17 protein-coding genes are annotated in these 19716 nt (G+C 61.4%); 9 read left to right on the forward strand and 8 right to left on the reverse strand.

Going from position 1 to position 19716, the window contains the following annotated elements; translation table 11 throughout:
• Positions 1-27: 27 nt before the first annotated feature.
• Entirely contained in the window at positions 28-1830 is a 1803-nt protein-coding gene (locus ACW73L_RS07135) for a SulP family inorganic anion transporter (RefSeq protein ID WP_498921016.1), read from the forward strand.
• Positions 1831-1909: 79 nt separating this feature from the next.
• On the opposite strand, the gene ACW73L_RS07140 is transcribed toward ACW73L_RS07135, so the two are convergent.
• The 4 genes from ACW73L_RS07140 to ACW73L_RS07155 all read right to left on the reverse strand — a co-directional run bounded on the left by ACW73L_RS07140 (position 1910) and on the right by ACW73L_RS07155 (position 7506).
• On the reverse strand, positions 1910-3175 hold the full coding sequence (locus ACW73L_RS07140) for a cation:proton antiporter (protein WP_498921018.1): 1266 nt from the start codon (positions 3173-3175) through the stop codon (positions 1910-1912).
• Positions 3176-3184: 9 nt separating this feature from the next.
• Positions 3185-4588, reverse strand: a complete 1404-nt coding sequence (locus tag ACW73L_RS07145) for an amino acid permease (RefSeq protein ID WP_498921020.1) — start codon at positions 4586-4588, stop codon at positions 3185-3187.
• Between the two features lie 53 nt (positions 4589-4641).
• The gene (gene nhaD, locus ACW73L_RS07150) at positions 4642-6318 is read right to left on the reverse strand and encodes a sodium:proton antiporter NhaD (RefSeq protein ID WP_498921022.1); all 1677 of its coding nucleotides are present in this window, start codon (positions 6316-6318) and stop codon (positions 4642-4644) included.
• Between the two features lie 63 nt (positions 6319-6381).
• The gene (locus ACW73L_RS07155; RefSeq protein WP_498921023.1) at positions 6382-7506 is read right to left on the reverse strand and encodes an aminotransferase class I/II-fold pyridoxal phosphate-dependent enzyme; all 1125 of its coding nucleotides are present in this window, start codon (positions 7504-7506) and stop codon (positions 6382-6384) included.
• A 462-nt stretch (positions 7507-7968) separates the two neighbouring features.
• Between ACW73L_RS07155 and ACW73L_RS07160 the strand changes: the two genes are divergently transcribed.
• The 4 genes from ACW73L_RS07160 (at position 7969) to ACW73L_RS07175 (ending at position 12397) form a co-directional block, all read left to right on the forward strand.
• Positions 7969-9423 carry a circularly permuted type 2 ATP-grasp protein gene (locus ACW73L_RS07160; protein WP_498921025.1) on the forward strand — a complete coding sequence of 485 codons (1455 nt, stop codon included), beginning with the start codon at positions 7969-7971 and terminating at the stop codon, positions 9421-9423.
• Positions 9424-9425: 2 nt separating this feature from the next.
• A complete protein-coding gene (locus ACW73L_RS07165; RefSeq protein WP_498921027.1) occupies positions 9426-10403 on the forward strand; it encodes an alpha-E domain-containing protein in 978 nt (325 codons plus the stop codon).
• Positions 10404-10690: 287 nt separating this feature from the next.
• A complete protein-coding gene (locus tag ACW73L_RS07170) occupies positions 10691-10987 on the forward strand; it encodes a HesB/IscA family protein (RefSeq protein ID WP_498921029.1) in 297 nt (98 codons plus the stop codon).
• 480 nt (positions 10988-11467) lie between these two features.
• Positions 11468-12397, forward strand: coding sequence for a Tim44 domain-containing protein (locus ACW73L_RS07175; RefSeq protein WP_498921031.1), 930 nt, complete (start codon positions 11468-11470; stop codon positions 12395-12397).
• A gap of 93 nt (positions 12398-12490) precedes the next feature.
• On the opposite strand, the gene ACW73L_RS07180 is transcribed toward ACW73L_RS07175, so the two are convergent.
• The gene (locus ACW73L_RS07180; protein ID WP_498921032.1) at positions 12491-12904 is read right to left on the reverse strand and encodes a hypothetical protein; all 414 of its coding nucleotides are present in this window, start codon (positions 12902-12904) and stop codon (positions 12491-12493) included.
• A gap of 83 nt (positions 12905-12987) precedes the next feature.
• Between ACW73L_RS07180 and ACW73L_RS07185 the strand changes: the two genes are divergently transcribed.
• The 3 genes from ACW73L_RS07185 (at position 12988) to ACW73L_RS07195 (ending at position 14231) form a co-directional block, all read left to right on the forward strand.
• Positions 12988-13488: a TlpA family protein disulfide reductase gene (locus tag ACW73L_RS07185; RefSeq protein ID WP_498921034.1), complete on the forward strand. Its 501-nt coding sequence runs from the start codon at positions 12988-12990 to the stop codon at positions 13486-13488.
• A gap of 2 nt (positions 13489-13490) precedes the next feature.
• Positions 13491-13913, forward strand: a complete 423-nt coding sequence (gene hemJ, locus ACW73L_RS07190; protein WP_139556250.1) for a protoporphyrinogen oxidase HemJ — start codon at positions 13491-13493, stop codon at positions 13911-13913.
• Between the two features lie 99 nt (positions 13914-14012).
• Entirely contained in the window at positions 14013-14231 is a 219-nt protein-coding gene (locus tag ACW73L_RS07195) for an FmdB family zinc ribbon protein (RefSeq protein WP_498921035.1), read from the forward strand.
• A gap of 79 nt (positions 14232-14310) precedes the next feature.
• Here the strand turns inward: ACW73L_RS07195 and ACW73L_RS07200 are convergent, their stop codons facing one another.
• Genes ACW73L_RS07200 through nhaD (ACW73L_RS07210) form a run of 3 tightly spaced genes read right to left on the reverse strand, consistent with a single transcriptional unit; the run spans position 14311 to position 18096 of the window.
• Complete coding sequence (locus ACW73L_RS07200) at positions 14311-15006, reverse strand: response regulator (protein ID WP_498921037.1); 696 nt, start codon at positions 15004-15006, stop codon at positions 14311-14313.
• 11 nt (positions 15007-15017) lie between these two features.
• On the reverse strand, positions 15018-16637 hold the full coding sequence (locus tag ACW73L_RS07205) for an ATP-binding protein (RefSeq protein WP_498921039.1): 1620 nt from the start codon (positions 16635-16637) through the stop codon (positions 15018-15020).
• A gap of 16 nt (positions 16638-16653) precedes the next feature.
• The gene (nhaD, locus tag ACW73L_RS07210; protein WP_498921041.1) at positions 16654-18096 is read right to left on the reverse strand and encodes a sodium:proton antiporter NhaD; all 1443 of its coding nucleotides are present in this window, start codon (positions 18094-18096) and stop codon (positions 16654-16656) included.
• Between the two features lie 332 nt (positions 18097-18428).
• Here nhaD (ACW73L_RS07210) and glyA point away from each other — a divergent pair, with 332 nt between their 5' ends.
• Positions 18429-19685 (forward strand): serine hydroxymethyltransferase, encoded by a 1257-nt coding sequence (gene glyA, locus ACW73L_RS07215; protein WP_498921042.1) that lies wholly within the window; start codon positions 18429-18431, stop codon positions 19683-19685.
• Positions 19686-19716: the final 31 nt, after the last annotated feature.

Consider the following 19716-nt stretch of genomic DNA (forward strand, 5'->3'; position numbering starts at 1 on the left):
TTTCGAAGACTTCAAAAGGGAGATTCGATGCCCCAAGGCCAAACGCGCGAAGATCGTTCAATGAGCATCGCCAGATTAATCCCTGCGATTCATTTACTCCATGACTACTCCTTCAAGGATGCGAGAGCTGATCTCATCGCAGGCTTGACGGTCGCAACCGTTGCAGTACCCCAGGCGATGGCTTACGCACTGGTGGCGGGATTGCCGGGCGAGTATGGACTCTACACCGCCATCGTGATGACGGTTGTGGGCGCGGTGTTTGCGTCGTCACGACAACTCATCAATGGGCCAACTAACGCGATTTCGATCGCGGTCCTGAGCGTGGTGGCATCGGTCCCTCCCGACCTGAAGATTCAGGCATGCATACTGCTGACGTTCATGGTCGGAGCGATACAGCTCGCGATCACCATGCTCCGCCTGGGAGACCTCACCGGCTACATCTCGCATTCGGTAATTATTGGCTTCACGCTCGGTGCGGGCAGTTTGATCGTGCTGGATCAGCTCAAGAACCTCCTGGGGCTGAAGGCCGTCGGTGACGTGCATGATCACTTCCTCTACCGATTTTGGCGAACTCTCACCGAAGGTGGTGACATCCATCAAGAGACTCTGCTTCTGGGCATCGCAACAATCGCTCTGGTCGTAGTGTTGCGTTGGATCAAGGGGCGGTTGAGCTGGGGACTTCTACCGGACCTGTTCATTGTGGTGGTCACAATGTCCTGCTTGGCGACCTACTTGGGTATGGAAAGCCGGGGCGTAAAGGTCATCGGTGAGATCCCCGCCAAGCTGCCATCGTTCGAGGTTCCGGTTTTCGACGCGGCAATGATGCGCGATTTCGCCACAGGGGCACTTGCCATATCCGTTTTGGGTTTGCTGGAAGCCTTGTCGATGGCGAAGGCCCTAGCCTCAGCCACTCGTGAGAAGCTCGACATGAACCAGCAATGTCTCAGCGAAGGGCTGGCGAATTTGGTCGGTAGCTTCTTCCAGTGCATTCCGGGCTCTGGATCGCTGACGCGCTCGGCGATCAATCAGCAGGCGGGTGCCGTAACCCAGTGGTCTGGCGTCGTGTCTGCGGTTGCGGTGGCGGTCATCATGCTCGTTCTCGCACCGTACGCGCGTTTCATACCTAAGGCTGTCCTGGCGGGGATTCTGCTGGTTTCCGCGTGGAAGATGGTGGATTGGCACGCGCTTTCGCTGCATTTCCGCGCGACCCGCTTCGACGCAGTAATCGTTGGCGTGACCGCCTTCTCTGCCGTGGGTATCTCGATCGAGTTCTGCGTATTGATCGGCATCTTCATGTCGTTCCTCCTTGCGGTGCCCAGGGCAGGCCGTATGCGCTTGACGGAGTTTGTCGTCACCGGTGAGGGGGCCATTCACGAATGCCTGCCGGAAGACGTTCCCTGTACGAAGATTTTGCTCTTCGGCCTGGAAGGCGAATTGTTCTTTGGGTCTTCGGCGGCACTGGAAAGGCATTTCGCGTATATCGAAAGCCGAGTCGGCAGAGATACGGAAGTGCTGCTCCTCCGCATGAAGAGAGCGCGAAACCCGGATGCCGTTGCGCTGGGGCTGATAGAAGAGTTTCTGGACAGGATCAGGGAGCGCGGCATCAAGGTCATTTTGTGCGGTGTCAGCCGGCACTTGTACGACGTGATGAAGAGAACGGGCTTTGCCGACCGTCTCGGGGAGAAGGAGTTCTTTTTGGAGCAACCGGTTCGGCTGACGAGCACCATCCTGGCCGTCCGCCATGCCTACGAGCTGATCTCGGAGCCGTGCCCCACCTGTCCGCGTCGCGACACGCCGATCGGCGAGACCCCGCTCTACTTCGTTCCTTGACGTAGTCCCCCGCGGAGGGGCGGATTCGGTTCCGCCCCTCCGCGTCTCAGCCGGCCGACAGATGCCTGCCGTCGGTGGGCTAGGCGGACCGCGGGAGCCAACGCCGCAGTGCCGGAGCCGTCATCATCGTACTCAGCACCGCCATCAGCACCAGCATGGTGAAGACCGATGGTGGAATGACGCCGAGGTCCAGCCCGACATTCGCGATGACCAGTTCCAACAGGCCACGCGTATTCATCATGATCGCGACATTCCGTGACGAAGACGCATCCAGCCCGCTCCAGCGCGCGGCGAGATAGCAGCCGCCGAACTTTCCCGTGACGGCGAGTAGCAGCGCGAGCGCAAAGGCGCCCCACAGTTGAGGGCTGTCGAGGTGGCCCACATCCGTGCGCAGCCCCGTGTAAGTGAAGAAAACCGGCATGAAGAACACCATGACCAGGTCGGCTGCCCTGGCTTTCCAGGCGTCGACCAAGGCGCGCTGGTCGTGTAGCAGCATACCGATCACAAAGCCACCGAAGATCGCGAACAGACCCAGCCAGTTGGTAACGATCGCAGACAGAAACACGGCCGCCAGCAACAGCGCCATCAGGTCCTGCGTCAGAACGTCGTCGCCCCGGCGCATGACACGCACCAGCCAGCGGAGCAGCGGTCTCAGCAGCGACCAGCACGCCAAGCCATAGAGGCCGAGGTAGCCGAGCTGTAGCAGCGTGTCGAGAGGCGCCAGCCGGCTCGTCACCCAGGTGCTGATCAGGGCCAGCAAGGTCCAGCCGATGGCATCGGTGATGGCTGCTGCCGCGATGGTGATCACGCCGATGCGGGTCTGTGTCAGTCCGTACTCCATCATGATGCGCCCGAGGACCGGAACTGCGGTGATCGAGAACGCGGTCGCCAGGAACAGGGAATAGGCCGACCTGTCGATGAATGGGGCCAGGGTGGCGGATGATCCGAAGCCGAAACCAAAGCCGAAAATGAAGGGGCAGACGATGCCGACCAGGGCCACGGCAATCGCCGCGCGCTTATTGCGTCCGGCCTGAAGGTGGCTGAAGTCGAACTCGAGGCCGATCTGGAACATCAGCAGGATGAGTCCGATTTGGCTGATGATGCCGATCGGGAGCGTATCGGTCGATTCGAAGACGAAGGCCTGCGCGGCCGGTGCCAGCCGCCCGAAGAGGGAGGGGCCCAGCAACAGGCCCGCCAGCATCTCGCCGACGGCCCGGGGTTGTCCCAGCCTCTGGGCGAGCCCGCCGGCAACTCGCCCCATTACGATGATGAGGCTGAGTTGCAGGAGAACGAACAGGAGAACCTCCTCCAGTCCCTGGCCTGGAGGGGCTCCCTGAGGCGCCATGCGCGCGGCTCAGGTCGGCTGGCGGAGACGGCTATGCCGGTAGGAATAGCCGAAATAGATCAGCAGCCCGATGCCCAGCCAGACGACAAAACGCACCCAGGTCAGGGTCGGCAGAAAGCCCATCAGCGCGAGGCACATCGCCGCACCGAGCAGCGGGAAAACGGGATTGATCGGGGTACGGAACGGACGCTTCATTTCGGGCTGGGTGATACGTAGCGTGATCACGCCGAAACAGACCAGAACGAACGCGAACAGGGTACCGATGTTGACCAGTTCGGCGAGTTCTCCGAGCGGTACCAGTCCGGCGACTGCCGCGATGAACAGCCCGCAGATCACAATGACGCGGATCGGTGTCTGCGTGCGCGCGTTCACCGTGGAGAACCAGTCCGACAAAAGCCCGTCGCGGGACATGGCAAAGATGATCCGGGTCAGGCCGTAATAGAGCACCAGCATGACGGTGGTGAGCCCGGCGATAACCCCGGTGGACACGAGCGCCGAGGCCCACCGAAAGCCGATCAACTGCAGCGCATGAGCCACGGGCGATGCCACGTTGAGATCGGCGTAGGGCACGATCGCGGTCAGCAGGCCGGCCACGATGATGTAGACCGTCGTGCAGAAGGCCAGGGAGCCGAGGATGCCAATCGGGACGTCCCGTTTCGGATTGTGCGCTTCCTCGGCGGCGGTCGAGACCGCATCGAAGCCCACGTATGCAAAGAACACGATGGATGCGCCGGCCATTACACCCACGGGCTTGCCGTCGGCGTTGTGGCTGAACCAGCCAAAGGGCATGAAAGGATCCCAGTTCGCCGGATTGACGTTGAATACGGCGATGGTCACGAAGACCGTGATCGTGATCAGCTTGACCGAGACCATCACGGCATTGAGTCTGGCACTTTCCTTGGCCCCGACGATCAGCAGCGCCATCAGGAAAAAGATGATGGCCGAGGCGGGCAGGTTGATGATGCCGCCGAGCTCGGGCGCTTTGGTCAGCGCATCCGGTAGCGGGAAGCCGATCGCATTCAGCGCCTGGCAGAGGTACCCGGACCAGCCGTTCGCGACCGCGGCGACCGAAATCGCATACTCGAGCATCAAGTCCCAACCGATGATCCAGGCGATGATCTCGCCGAAGGCGGCGTAACTATAGCCATAGGCGCTACCGCAACCGCCGACGCTGGAGGCGAGTTCGGCGTAGGACAGGGCGGCGAAGGCGCAGGCCAGACCCGCGATGACGAACGAAATCGTGACCGCCGGCCCAGCCTGCGTGGCCGCGGCGATACCGGTCAACACAAAGATTCCGGTGCCGATGATGGCGCCGATGCCGAGAAGCGTCAGGTCGGTCGCGCTGAGACAGCGCCGGAGCCCGCTCTCCTCGAAATCGTCCGGCGTGCTGGTCTTGGTGCGAAACATCTGCATATGGCTACTCCTGGACTGCGGGGGTGGGATGCGGCGTCGAACAATCGCGCGGGTCAGAAGAATCGAGCATTCATCGCGAAATGGACCAGGATGCTGGCAGCGTAGCCCAGGGCAATAACCGGCGCCCATTTCAGATGCGAAACGAAATTGTAGAGGCCGCGGGTTTGTCCCAGTAGTCCTACACCCGCCGCCGATCCGATGGCGAGCAGACTGCCGCCGCAGCCGGCAGTCAGCGTGACCAGCAGCCACTGCCCCTCGGACAGGGCGGGTTGCATGGTCAATACCGCATACATGATGGTGCCGTTGTCGACAAAGGCTGAAACGATGCCCACCAGCACGTTGGCGACCGTGGGGTCCAGGTCCGTGTAAAGGAGTTGCGACGCCAGGGTCCCGTAGCCGATGAAGCTGAGGCCGCCGACGCTGACCATGACACCGTAGAAGAACAGCAGGGTGTCCCACTCAAGCTGAGCGACGTTGTGGAACACATCAAAAAACTGCTTCGTCTCACCCGGATCCCCCGGTATCTCCGCCCCTTCCAGATCGTCGGTGTCCCTTTGGGCCGGTATGGTTGACGAAGGTCGGATGCGCGTTCGGTAGAGATAGTAAAAGTAGAATTTCAGGTAGCTCAGGCCGGCGAGCATGCCGGCCGCGGGCGGAAGCTGGAGGAAATGCTCGAACGAGACCGCGGTCAGAATCGTCAACAGGAATAGGATGATGATGCCCGATGCGCCCCTGCGCAAGGGTACGGCCTTGCCGGCCGATGCCGGCTTGCCCGTCGGGATCCAGAATTGCATGATCAACGCGGGTACCAGGAAGTTGACCACCGACGGAATGAACAGCGTAAAGAAATCGACGAAGGGTACGACGCCCTTTTGCCAGACCAGAAGGGTAGTGATATCGCCAAAGGGGCTGAACGATCCGCCGGCATTGGTCGCCACCACGACGTTGACGCAGGCGATGGTGATGAAGCGGCGATTGTTCTTCGCCATCGCCATCAGGACCGCGCCCATCAGCAGGGCGGTCGTCAGATTGTTGCAGACGGAAGACAGGAAGAACGACTGGATCCCCGTGATCCAGAACAGATTGCGATAACCGAAACCTTTGCTTAACAGCCAGATGCGTAAGGTGTCGAAAACGCCGCGCTGCTCCATGGCGTTGAGATAGGTCATCGATACCAGTATGAACAGGAACAACTCGGCATAACCCTCCAGCGAGCGTCGGAACGCGCTGCCAGAAATCTCGCCCAGTCCGCCGGAGACGTACACAGCCGCGATCAGCGCCCAGATCAGGCTTGCGGCGAGCACCATCGGCTTCGACTTGCGGAGCATCGTGCTCTCTTCGAGCATCGCAAAGACATAGGCGAGGAAGAAGATGACGATGGCGGCGATCCCGACCCAGTTTCCGCTCAGATCGATGGTGCGCGAAGCATCAGCCTCGGTCGCGTTGGCAAGGCCGGGCAGCGCAGCCGGCAGCAATGCAGCGAGAATTCGGACGGCAGCGTTCATCTCAGACAAGGTTTCCTCAAGTTTTGACGTCGAACGGATGGGGATAAACTGTCGGAAGATCAGCGACAGCGTCCCCAGGACATTGGCGGCATTGACCGTCGCTGCGTGGGTGCCGTTGAAGACCTCCTTCATGGTGTACAGAGGACTGGTCCCGACGTCACCGTAAACGACGCCGAGAGCGAGCTTGAACAGGTTGCGGGCCTGGGGTTCGGCAGGAGTCTGCATCAGGAATGCCTGCCTTACTCGGCCGGATGCTAACAGACGGAATCCGTTGCCGGCGTAAAGATCCTATAAAGATCGGCGTATCCGTTCGATCGCCTCGGCCATCCGGGGTATCGACGTCGTGTAGGCGAACCTTACATAGCGCTCGTGCCGATACCGACCGAAATCCTTGCCCGGCGTGACGGCGACGGCCTGGTCCTCGAGCAGGCGCCGGGCGAACTCGAAGCTGTCGTCGGTGTGGGCGCTGGCGTCCGCAAAGACGTAGAAGGCACCCTCCGGTACGGCCTGTATGCCGAAGCCGAGAGCCCGGAGGGCACTGACCAGATAATCGCGCCGGGCCTGAAACTCCTGTCGGCGACCTTCGAGTTCGGCTCGACACTCGGGCCCCAGGGCGGCGAGCGCGGCGTGCTGGCTCGGTGTCGGGGCCGAGATGAACAGGTTCTGTGCGACAGTCTCTGCGGCACGAGCGAAGGACTCCGGTACGATCACCCAGCCGATGCGCCAGCCGGTCAGGCCGAAATATTTCGAGAAACTGTTGACGACGAAGGCCTGATCGGAAAAATTCAGGGCAGAAGGGCTGGAACTTCCATACTCCAGTCCGTGGTAGATCTCGTCGGAAATGAAGTGGCCGCCGCGCTCGATGACCGCAGTGATCAAGCGCTCGAACATCGGTGGGTCGATGACGGTGCCGGTCGGGTTCGCCGGGGACGCCACGATGGTGCCGACGGTGTCTGCATCCCAATGGTCCAGCACCGCGTCGACACTCAGGTGGAAGCGCGTCTCGGCCTCCACCGGTATCAATCGGCTGTTCCCGCCAAACAGGGTGACGAGGTTCGCGTAGCAGGGATAGCCTGGATCGCTGAGCAGCAGGCGTCGGCCAGGCGTCATGATCAGGCCGAGTGCGATCAGGAAACCGCCCGACGCGCCTGGCGTCACGATGATGCGATGCGGTGGAACCTCGACCCCGTAGCGCTCGAGGTAGTGCGCGGCGATGGTCTCGCGCAGCGATGCCAGCCCGATCGCGGGCGTGTAGGCGACGCGGCCGGTGCGCAGGAACTCAGTCGCGGCGGCGATGACCGGGGCCGGAGTGGGGAAATCGGGCTCGCCGATTTCGAGATGGATCACATCGCGGCCGAGGCGTTCCAGCTCCTTGGCGCGGGCGAGGATTTCCATGACGAAGAAAGGCGTCATTGCACGCATCGGCAAAAAAAGCCTGGGTTGGATGGATCGGTTAGGACCGAGGCGAGAGGATGTGGTGCGCCCTCGGGCAGAGACGGTGTATCGTGTCGGTGCACGTGCTCTTTCCTGGTGCACTGAGGGCTTGCCACTGACGACGGCGCGGACGCGCAGATGCTAGCCGCGTCCATCGACTATGAAGATCATACGCGACTCGTCCCGCCGATGTGCAGCGCATCGAGCGGGTCGTTTCATCGTAATATCTTGTCCGGAGACGTTTTCGGCCGAGGCTACGGCGCGCGATTGTTCGGCGGGCGGATCACACGACCGCGCGCGTTAAGGGAATCTCGCACACAACACCATGGCGTGTAATTTGCTTAACCGAAGTTTAGAGTCGCGATGACCCCAGGATGCCCGGGTTAATGCGCTCCGCCCCAAGACGCCATTGAACAACCCAACCTCAATTTACCCACCCGCATGACTATCGCTTGGCAGGATTACGATGCAAGCGGCTTCTTCGACGAACTGATCGCAGCGAACGGCGGATCACGGGCCGCCGCACAGTCGGTGATCGCCCACTTCGGCGAGCTCTCCGACCAGGAAATCAGGGAACGGAAAGCCGCGGCCGAGGCCCAGATCAAGAGCATGGGCATCACCTTCACGGTCTATTCGGAAAACGAAGGTTCGATCGACCGGAACTGGCCGTTCGACATCATCCCGCGCATCATTGGCGCGCGGGAATGGGCCACTATCGAGAAGGGACTCGTGCAGCGTGTCAGCGCGCTGAACCGTTTCATCGACGACGTTTACCACGATCAGAAGATCGTGCGCGATGGTGTCTTTCCCGGGGAGTTGCTGGCAGATTCGAAGAACTTCCTGCCCGAATGCGTGGGTATCGACCCACCGCAGGGCATCTGGGCACATATCTGCGGTTCCGATTTGGTGCGGGACAAGGATGGAACGGTCTACGTCCTGGAAGACAATCTGCGGGTGCCGTCCGGTGTGTCCTACATGTTGGAGAACCGGCTCGTCATGAAGCGGGTGTTTCCCGAACTGTTCGAGAACATCAGCATACAACCGGTCGACGATTACCCATCCAAGCTTTACAGCTGCCTGGCCTCGCTGGCGCCCCCGGAGGTCGAGGTGCCCGAGGTCGTCGTGCTGACGCCCGGCATCTATAACTCCGCGTACTTCGAACATTGTTATCTGGCGCAGCAAATGGGCGCGGAACTGGTCGAGGGTACGGACCTGATCGTCGGCGACGACGACTGCGTCTACATGCGCACGATCGAGGGCCTGTGTCGCGTGCACGTGATCTATCGGCGCATCGACGACCTGTTCCTGGATCCGGAGGCATTCAACCCGGATTCGGTCCTGGGCGTGCCGGGTCTGCTGCGGTCCTGGAAGAAGGGCAAGGTTGCGCTGGCCAATGCGCCGGGCGCCGGCGTTGCCGACGACAAGGTGGTGTACACCTATGTGCCGGAAATCATCCGCTATTACCTCAACGAGGAGCCTATCCTGGCCAACGTGCCCTCTTATCGCTGCAGCGACAAGGCGGACCGGGAGTACGTGTTGGCCCATCTGGACCAGTTGGTGGTCAAGCCGGCCAACGAGTCGGGCGGCTACGGTATCCTGATCGGTCCCAAGTCGACCAAGAAGGAGCGGGACAGCTTCGCCACCCTGATCAAGAAAGACCCGCGGAATTACATGGCTCAGCCCTTGTTGTTGCTGTCGACCGCGCCTACGCTGGTCGACGAACACGTCGAACCCCGACATTTGGACCTGCGGCCGTTCATCCTGTCCGGACGGGATACGTATGTCACCAACGGCGGATTGACCCGGGTCGCATTGAAGAAGGGCTCGACCGTCGTGAATTCGTCACAGGGTGGCGGTAGCAAGGATACCTGGATCGTCGAAAGCGAGGAGACCTGAGCATGGCGATGCTGTCGCGTGTAGCCGAGCATCTGTACTGGATGGCTAGGTACCTGGAGCGGGCCGAAAACATGGCCCGTTTGATCACCGCCAATGGCAACCTGATTCTGGACCTGCCAAAAGATATTCGCCCTGGATGGGACGCCTTGATCGCGATCACCGGGTCACACGAGCGCTTTTACGATCGCCACACAGTCACCAATGAAAACAACGTGCTGCGGTTCCTGATCGGGGATGACCGGGGGCAAGGCTCGATTCTGTCGGCCCTGCGCTTCGCGCGTGAGAACGCACGAACGATCCGGGATATCGTGCCGCGCGAGTTGTGGGAGCAGATCAACGGCCTTTACCTGCATGCCAGTGAGCGCCTAGCGGACGGGTTGTCCGCCCGTCGGCGCTTCGGCTATCTGCAGGATACGATACTCGGCGTGCAGCAGATTGCCGGCATAGGTGCCGGCACGATGAGCCACGATGCCGGCTATGAGTTTTATCGCTTGGGCTGCAATCTGGAACGGGCGGATATGACGACCCGAATTCTGGATGTGCGCTATAAGGATTACGAACTGGGAACCGCCGATGCGGTGAAGCCGTTCGAGAACATCCTGTGGACCAGCGTGCTGAAATCACTGACTGCCTACCAGATGTACCGGCGCCACCGACAGGCGGCGGTCCGCCGCACGGAGGCGGTCGATTTCCTCATGAAGGATGAATCCTTTCCCCGCTCTGTGCGATTCTGCGTCCTCGAGATGGAAGACAGTCTGCGCCGGCTTCCCCGCTCCGAAGAACCGCTGAAGGTGCTGGAACCGGTCGATCGGCTCCTGCGCGCATTTTCCTCGGATGCAGTAACCCAGAAGGAACTGCATGAATTCGTGGACGAACTCCAGATCTGCCTTGGGCATATCCACGATTCGGTCAGCGCGTGCTATTTCGAGGCGCCGGCCGGTCCCGATGCCGCGACGATCAGTCGCCCCCGCGCCGCGTGAGTCGGGTTTCTCCTTTCTGCGCACTCCTGGCGAAACCCGGACGGGGTGGGCTATGCCTCGAGTGCCCTGCCAATCGTGCACCGTGAAAGGACGTCGGCACGGCGGGGCGCACAGCTTTGGCGCGCCGTCGGCCGGGTCGGCGGTTCACACGACCAGCCCCGCGCGAATGACGGAAGACTGAGATCCCGGAAAATCAAGTGCTCACGAGGTGACCTCGCCCGGCATCAAGGCTTGGCACAGACCCTGCAGAATATAAGGAGATTTCATAGCAGATGAGGGTCGAAGCCGTGGTCACGCTCACCGACAAAGCGATCAGCGCCGCCAGGCAGTTCGTAAAAACCTCTGGTTTCGAAGCGACGGGGATTCGGATCATCGTTTCCTCTCTCTGCGGCGATACGCTGCAGTGCGGGGTGAGGTTGGAGGAACATGCGCAGCCCAACGACGAGGTGGTCGATTGTGGTGCAGTCAAGTTGTTCATCGATCCGAAGAGCGTTCCCTACGTCGAGGGCGCCGTAATCGACTTCGTGGATGAGAGGGACGCTTCGGGTTTCAGATTCTCCAACCTGCGGTCAATGCACAACTGAGCTTCCGTGCGGCGTCCTCGCTGCTGAGCGCTTGATCCCGTAGCGGACCTGGACGACCCGCGCGACGGGGCATTGCGTTTGCCGAATGCATGCCGCAACACTGGGCTTTCGTCATATCGCTTCGTGGCCCTGATCTGGGTCCCGGCGGGCCCGTCCAGACTTACTTCCCCGCCGCCGGTGATCGTTCACACGCGGTGACAGCCAAACAACGGGTCCATCTGCGACTCGTAACTCTCTCTTGAATCCGCACCCGCCGAGCCGCACATTTCTCTTGGCACGCGCTGTCGTCCTCACGGTCTCCCGGGGGAACCTCCTGAATTTCCATCAGTCCGAAGCTTGGAGTCTGTGTTCGCGGTCACTCGACGTAGCTGACCCTGGCGTGTGCTATGCTCTGCGCCCGCTGGGTCCGGCGCCGCGGCGAGAACTGTCCGAACCGTAAAGTCCCGGAAACCGTAGCCGTTGAAATTGCCTGAGGCCCGTATGAAACCGTATTTGAAGATCTCTCTGTTTGTGTTGGTCGGCCTGGTGCTTATGCTCGCTCAGCCCGGGGATGCGTTCGCGAAGCGCCTCGGCGGTGGCAAGTCTTTCGGTGGGCGACCCTCGTACAGCCAGCCTTACCGTCCCGGACCGGATTACGGCGCAATGCCGCGCAGCGCACCCTCGGCTGCGCCCGCGCCGGTCCAGCGGAATCAGGCCATGCGCGAATCATTCCGCAACCGGGGCGGCCTCATGGGCATGCTCGGAGGACTCGCACTCGGTGGCCTGCTCGGCGCCATGTTCTTCGGCGGCGCTTTCGAGCACATCAATTTCCTCGATATCGTCGTGATGGGTTTCGTCGCCTATCTGGCCTTCCGCTTGCTGGCAGCGCGTCGGGGCGCACCGCAGTGGGATACCGGGCGTGGGACGGCAGGCGGCTTCGGCGGTGGACCGGATCAGAGTTCATCGCGGCGGGCTCCGCATGCCGGCGCTCCGGCCGGATTTGATACCGACGTAATGTTCCGCGGCGGCGCCGCCCCCGTCGGTGCACAGGACGTCCCGGCCGGGTTCGACCACGCTGCTTTCCTTGCCGGTGCCAAGCAAGCGTACCGGCATCTGCAGCAGGCCTGGGATGCGCGCGATTATTCAGAACTGCGGGCACTGGCCACCGAGCGTGTGTATGCCGAGTTGGAAGCCCAGCTGCGTGAGCGCACTGATGACGAGCCCACGCAGGTGTTGGGCCTCGATGCACAGCTGCTGGGCGTGGAACGATCCGGCGATCAACTGATTGCCAGTGTGCTGTTCGCTGCCCGGTTGCGTGAAGGCGCCAGCCAGGAACCGTCCATGACTCGCGAGGTCTGGCATTTCACTCGCAGCGAAGCCAGCCGCCAGCCAACCTGGTATCTGGACGGTATCCAGCAAGTCGAGGACTGATCCGGCTTCCCGAGGGCAAAATTCCCGCGCAGGCCGAGGTGAGCTCGCTCGGATCGTCAGTTCACCTCGGTGCTAGGTGTGCGCGGAAACGGCTCAGGGCTGGCTGAATTCGAGGCCGTCCACGGTCCAGTTCCCCGGATCCTGCTCATCGCCCCCGGCGAAATGGACTCGGCAAACATAATCGCGCCGTTGGGGCCTGGTTTCGTCCCCGACGGCTACCGAAGCCTGGATGACATACCGGCCGAACCCGATGTCCCAGCTCTTCTCCGGCGACGGAGCCAGCGTCAGCCGCGTCGAACGGTCGCGGGTCTCCGCGTGATGGTTGCAGGCCGCGAACGCGCGATCCGTATAGGCATTCGATACCGGCAGGCTGCTGCCACCTTCCTCGGGCGTGCCCTTCATCAAGGTCGTTCCCGTCGCCCCATTGATGACCGCCGGAACGACCCAGGTCTGTATCGCGAAGAGGCTGCCAATAAGCAGAATCCATGCGCCGGGGAAATCCTTCATCGAACATCTCCTGGCAATTTGGTAGGGAACTTAAGATTACGCGCTGCGTTCCCCAGCGCCAAGTGCCGGCACGGTCGCGCGGCATGAATAGGACAGCGCGTCGGATCGTGCTTGCGGCGTTTGGTGCCATCGCGCTGGCGGCGGTGCTGTTCGCCGTATGGCGTCAGGACCGACCGACTGCGACGTTTACGAGCCTTGGCGGGGAACGTACCGAATTGGGGCAGTTGCGTGGGCATCCTGTCGTCGTGACGTTCTGGGCCAGCGACTGCCGGACGTGCCTGCTCGAGATACCTGATTTCAACCGGTTGAGCGAGGACTACCGAGCGCGTGGCGTCCGCGTTTTCGCAGTGGCGATGGGCTACGACGTTCCGAGCCGCGTGCTCTCTCTGGTCAGGGAGACCGGCCTGGGGTATACAGTTGCGTTGGATTTGGACGGGCGTCTGGCGGCCGCCTTCGGCGGAGTGGAATGGGTGCCCAGCACGTTCGTGATCGATTCGCATGGATTTATCCGGCACAGGATTGCGGGCGCCGTCGATTTTGGGCGGGTGCGGCAAGAAATTGAGACCCTGTTGGGAGCGTCTTGAGCATGTGGTTTAAGGCCTTGCATTTGATCTTCATGGTGACCTGGTTTGCCGGGCTCTTTTACCTCCCGCGGCTATTCGTCTACCATGCGATGAGCGGTGACGTCGTCAGCATCGAGCGCTTCAAGATCATGGAGCGCAAGCTCTACTACGGGATCATGACGCCGGGCATGGTGCTGACACTGTTATTCGGCTTCTGGATGTTGGCCGATTATGCCTGGGAGGCCTTCGGTACGTCCGGGTGGCTGCACGCGAAACTGCTGTTGATCGCGCTGTTGGTTGCCTACCATGTGGCTTGCGGACTATGGTTGCGGGATTTCCAGGCCGACCGCAACCGACGCAGCCATGTGTTCTACCGATGGATCAATGAAGTTCCCGTACTGTTTCTGTTCGCCATCGTGTTTCTCGCGACGCTGAAGCCGTTCTGATCGGGTGGGCCCGCCATATCGCGGCGTTCCGTCGGTGCGACAGAGCGAGCCCCAGGACCGTAAAGCGCCAGGCGTTCTTCTGACAAGGTGTAAACGACCATGCCTACATACGATTATCGATGCGATAGCTGCCATCACGACTTTACCGCGATGCACAAGATTGCCGACCCGGCCCCGGCTTGTCCCAACTGCGGCGGTCCGGTTCAAAAGCAGCTTTCTGCACCGGCGGTGCACGGCGGCGGGGGCGCAAAGGCCGCATCGGCGCCCAGCTCTGCGCCGGTCCATAGTTGCGGTGCCGGTTGTGGGCACCGTCACTGAAATCACATCTCGAGTCTTTGCTCTGGTGGCGTACCCGGAGCCAGCCAATGATCGGTTCGCGGGCTTGCTCAGACGGACCTCACTCGTCACCAACCAGCCGGTAGCCGACCCCCACTTCGGTTAACAGGTAGCGGGGACGAGCCGGGTCACGTTCGAGTTTGTGCCGCAACTGGCTCATATAAATACGCAGATAGTGGCTGTCATGGACGTGATCGGGACCCCAGACCTCCTTTAGCAACTGGCGGTGTGTCACGACCCGCCCTGCATGGCGCACGAGCATTGCAACCAGACGGAATTCGATCGGAGTCAGGCGAACTTCGACGGAGTCCTTGTAGACACGGCGGTGCCTCAAATCGACTTTCAGCGGTCCTGCCACGAAGGGTTCTCCTGTGTCTTCCGGCTTCGAAGAGCGGCGCAGCAAGGCCCGCAAGCGGGCAGCCAGTTCGCCGGTGCTGAACGGTTTGGTCAGATAGTCGTCGGCACCCGAGTCTAGCGCTTCGATCTTGTCCCTTTCGCGGCCCCGTGCCGAGAGGACAAGCGTGGGAATGTCGGCGGTCAGCCGGAGCGTCCGGATCAACGAGATGCCGTCGATGTCGGGCAGCCCCAGATCAAGGATGACGAGGTCGGGGCGAGCCGATCGAGCCGCTGCAAGGCCATCCCTGCCGGTCCCGGTTTCCAGCGTGTGCCAACCCCATCCTGCAAGGCTGGTGTTGAGGAATCGTCGTGTATGGGGATCATCCTCGATCAGCAGAATCAAGGGGCAATTCGGGCTCATGATTCCGCTCCTTACTCGAAGGCCATCGCAGGCGGTTCGTGAATCGGTAGCGAAAGCGTGAACACGGTGCCACCGCCGGTCCGATTGGCCGCGCTGATGTGCCCGTCGTGAGCCTCCACTATTGCCCGACAAAGCGCCAAGCCCAGTCCGGCCCCGCCGTGGGGACTTTCCGGTTCGATCCGAAAGAACTTGTCGAAGATTCGGGCCTCGAATCCGTCAGGGATGCCTGGGCCACGATCGGCGACCTCGAGTTTGAGTCCGTCTGCGGTGCGGTTACCGCTGATGTCAATCGGGCTCGATGCGGGCGTGTACTTGATCGCGTTCTCGATCAGGTTGCTCAGCACCTGCTGCAATAGCACCGGATCTGCCCATAGCAGTGGCATCGTGTCAGCCAGTTGAATGTTGACCGGTCGCCCATCGAGCACACGGTCCAGGCGGGTCAGCGTGGCGCCGACGATTTCCTCTGCGGTATTCCATTCCCGTTGTAGCGCGATGGTGCCGCCGGCAATACGCGCCATGTCGAGGATCTTGGTCGTGAGTTCTGAAATGCGCTCAGCCTCGTCCTGAATGAAGGTGCTGAGTTCCCTTTGCTCATCGCAAGTCAGTTGGTCCTGTTGCTCAGCCAGAATTCCGGCTGCGCTCATGATGCGAGTGAGCGGCGTCCGCAGGTCATGGGAAATGGCGCCGAGCAATGAGTTCCGCAGTGCTTCCGCCTCGACTTTCAGCGACGCCTCTTTGGCCTGTTCGGCGAGCCGCGTCCGCTCCAGTGCCTGTGCGATCTGGGTTCGAAACAGGTCGAGGAACGCATTCTGCCCAGGTTGCGGGCGGCTGGCACTAACCGAGTCCCGCCCTGCCAGAACCATGACGCCGAAGACGCTGCCTGAGCCTTCGATTGCGTGGTAACGCAGCATATCGCCTTTGTCAGGCTGGTCTGTTGTCCGCAGGCCGGTATGCAGGGCGTGTCCGGCCGTAGTCAAATCCGCGCTGCGCAGGGACTCGGGCAGTGGCGGGGCGGTCGGGTAGCGCAGGCGACCATCGCGGTCAGGGAACAATAGAACGGCCCGAACGCCGAATTGCTCGTGCAGTTTGCGCACCGCTGTCTCGATCACCTCCGTCTCGTGGCGCGCCTGCGCGAGGGCCGCGCTAAGCCGATACAGTGCCGCAGCGTGCGATTCGCGTTGAGCTGCGATGCCGACCTGTATTTGAAGGGCCTCCACGAGGGCTCCAGTGACCTGGGCGACGATCAGCATCGCAGCCAGCGCGATGACGTTCTCGGTGTCGGCGACTGCCAGTGAAAAGATCGGTGGTGCGAAGAAATAGGCAAAGGCCGCTGCGCTCATGAGCGACGCGAGGAAGGATGCGGCCCGGCCCTTCCGGGCCGCGACCAGCAACACGCCGAGCAGATAGAAGATCAGGATGCTGGACGAAAGGAAATGGTCGCGCAGCGGCCAGATCAATACGGTGCATAGAGCCGGGGCGACAAAGCCTGCGGCGCACCAGTCGAGCCAGCCGTTGTGAGATCGCCGGATCTTCGCATCCCCCGCCTCGGGCTCTGCGACCGCTGGTGATAGGTTGCCGTAGGTTGCCGCGTGACGGCTGTCCGCTGAGCAGGGTGTTGGCCTTGCCTTCAAGTCGTTGGCTCTACGTTCAAAAGGAGCCGGCATTCACGACGAAATGAACACCGATGGCGGAGAAATAGCCCAGCAGGATCGCCGGACACCAACGCAAGTGTGCCATGAAAGAATAACGTCCCTGGCTGATTCCCATCAGGCCGATGCCCGGAGCCGAGCCGATCGCGAGCAAACTGCCCCCGACGCCCAAGGTCAGCGTGACCAGCAGCCACTGGCCCTGCGGGATGTCGGGGTTCATGCTGAGTACCGCGAACATCAACGTTCCGTTGTCGACGAACGCCGACGACAGGCCGATCAAGACGTTGGCTACCGTTGGGTCATGTTGACCGTACAGCCAAGTCGAAATCATGTCCAGATAACCAATGAACCCGAGTCCGCCGATTCCGAGCATGGCACCGTAGAAGAAAAGCAGGGTGTCCCATTCCAGCCTTGCGACCTTCTGGAAGATGTCGTAAGGCCGCTCCTGAACGAGGTGAGACGCCACGTCGGGTACCTCGATGGGGGCCGGGGTCTTCTCGAAGGCATCTCGAGATTGGGATCGTTCCAGATAGAAGCTGAGGAACTGCAACAGGCTGAGTCCCGCCATCATTCCTGCCGCAGGCGGCAGGCGCAGTTTCATGTCGAACAGCACAGCGAGTGCGATGGTCACGCCGAACAGAGCGATGACGCGTTTGGCGCCGCGCTGCAGGTTCACCGTGGCGGCTTGCAGAGCCGGACGCTCCTTGGGTACGAAGAAGCTCATGATCAACGCGGGAACCAGGAAGTTGACAAAGCAGGGTAACAGCAGCGTAAAGAACTCCGTGAACTGAAGTTTGCCGCTCTGCCACACGAACAGGGTCGAGATTCCCCCCAGCGGGCTCAGTGACCCGCCGGCATTGGTGGCCACGACGATGTTGATGCAGGCAAGGGTCACGAAGCGCGGGTTGTGTTTGCCGACGGCCATCACGACAGCCCCCATCAGTAAACCCGAGGTCAAGCCGTTGACGACGCAGGAGAGGATGAACACGAGCGCTCCCGTGATCCAGAACACATGCCGGTAGCCGAGCCGGGCACCGACCAAACGGTTGCGCAGTGCCTCGAACACGCGCATGTCTTCCATGGCGTTCAAATAGGTCATGGAAACCATGATGAACAGCAACAGTTCCATGTAGGCCTGCAAGTTGGCCTTGAATGCGGCGACCGCCGGTCCGGCGTCGCCGTTCCCTTGCTGCCGGTACGCGAGCACGATCGCGAGCCAGACCAGGGTTGCCCCGAACAACATCGGTTTGGATTTGCGCAGCATGGTCATGTCTTCAAGCATTGCGGCTGCGTAGGCCAGGACGATGACTGCCAGCGAAAGGTAACCCACCCAATGGTGCGTCAGATCGATCGCCGTGGACTGATGCACTCCTTCGGCCAGCGAAACAGTGGGCCACAGAAACAGCAGCCCGCACAGGAGCCAGGAGCGATTTTTGAACATAGGTCTCCAAATGAAGCGCGGCACAAGAAAGAACGGCCGGGGGACGGGCAGACAGATCCGTGGTGTCTCGCGTCGGGGCGCCGCGCGTTGACCCCGGGCTTCGGTCGGGTCACGTCGTTGGCCTCGCCAGTGGAGAAAAGACTAACGGGAACGGCATAAAGACGGCATAAAGGGAGCTTGCCCGAGGGACGTCAGCGTCCTCGAGTCAGGGTCCGATACGCTGAGTGGATAGGCTGTCGACCGGAATAACCCTGGTGTGAGCTAGGTCATGGTGGGTCGGGTGCGGTAGAATACATAGCTGGAAACACAGCACACTGATCCAGGCGGTAGTTATGTTCAGCAAGGGGATGGAGATAGCGGGGTTCGATGACGAACTCTGGCAGGCGATTGAGGACGAAGTCACTCGCCAGGAGGACCACGTCGAGCTGATCGCGTCCGAGAATTATGCGAGCCCGCGGGTGTTGCAGGCGCAGGGCAGCGTGCTGACCAACAAGTATGCCGAGGGTTACCCGGGCAAGCGTTACTATGGTGGCTGCGAATTCGTCGACATCGTCGAGTCGCTGGCCATCGAGCGGGCCAAGGAACTGTTCGGTGCCGACTACGCCAACGTCCAGCCGCACTCGGGCTCCCAGGCGAACGCCGCGGCCTATATGGCGCTGATCAGCCCCGGCGATACGATATTGGGGATGAGCCTCGCGCATGGCGGGCATCTGACTCACGGTGCCAAGGTCAATTTCTCCGGCAAGATCTACAACGCGATCCAGTACGGCCTGGACCCCGCGACCGGCGAGATCGACTACGAACAGGTGGCGTCGCTGGCGAAGGAACACCGGCCCAAGATGATCATCGCCGGATTCTCCGCCTACTCGCGCGTCGTCGACTGGCAGCGTTTCCGTGACATTGCCGACGAAGTCGGCGCGTTGTTCGTCGTCGATATGGCGCATGTCGCGGGTCTGGTGGCCGCGGGCGTCTATCCAAATCCGGTGCAGATCGCAGACGTCACGACGACCACCACGCACAAGACGCTGCGCGGCCCGCGCGGCGGCATGATTCTCGCGAAGTCCAATCCGGACATCGAGAAGAAGCTGAACTCTCTGGTGTTTCCGGGCATCCAGGGCGGACCGCTGATGCACGTGATCGCCGCCAAGGCCGTGGCGCTGAAGGAGGCGCTGCAGCCTGAATTCAAGGCCTACCAGGAAGAAGTGATCCGCAATGCGCGCGTCATGGCGGGCACCTTCATCGAGCGGGGATATCGGATCGTTTCGGGCGGTACCGACAACCACCTGTTCCTGCTGGACCTGATTGGGAAGGGTCTGACCGGAAAACTCGCGGAAGAGGTGCTTGGCCGGGCGCACATCACCGTCAACAAGAATGCCGTGCCGAATGATCCACAGTCGCCGTTCGTGACCAGTGGTGTGCGCATGGGAACGCCGGCATCGACGACGCGCGGTTTCGGCGAAGGGGAATGCCGAACGCTGGCCGGATGGATTTGCGATGTGCTGGACGATCCGGAAAACGAAGCGGTCGTCGCGCGGGTCCGGGGCGAAGTCCAGCATTTGTGTCATCGCTTCCCCGTGTATCCTTCCTGACCAACGGCCGCGACATTTCGATCAGCCCGGG

It is taken from the genome of Methylolobus aquaticus (genome assembly GCF_054172105.1).